Annotated in this window: 1 pseudogene; it reads right to left on the bottom strand. The window is 69.4% G+C overall.

Annotation, left to right across the window (positions count from 1 at the left end):
* Positions 1 to 359 (bottom strand): annotated as a pseudogene (locus IF47_RS0127015) (sulfatase); the annotation flags it as partial.

The raw sequence follows: 359 nt of genomic DNA on the forward strand, positions 1-359 counted from the left end.
TTCTTGATCCACAGCCCGGACAGGAACGTCGAGTGGGCGAGCCAGCTGCCCGCGCCGGTCACCGGCGACTGCAGCCAGCCGCTGCGCGACTCGAACCCGGCCGCCTTCAGTGAGCTGGTGCCCTCCTTGAGCACCGAGTCGATCTGGGGCGCCATCGCCGGGTCGTCGATCGCGACGCGGCCGTAGCTCTCGATGAAGGTGAACAGCACGTCCTTGCCGCGCAGCCCCGTGAGCAACTGGTCGGGCGGCGTCTTCGCGAAGGCGTCCACGGCGGCCTGCTTCTGGAAGACCCGCGCGTCCTTCAGGCCCGCGCGCACCTGGTCGACACGGTTGCCGAGGAACTCGGCGTTGCCCTTGGT

Origin of the sequence: Streptomyces megasporus (genome assembly GCF_000718985.1) — a bacterium.
Taxonomy (GTDB): Bacteria; Actinomycetota; Actinomycetes; order Streptomycetales; family Streptomycetaceae; genus Streptomyces; species Streptomyces megasporus.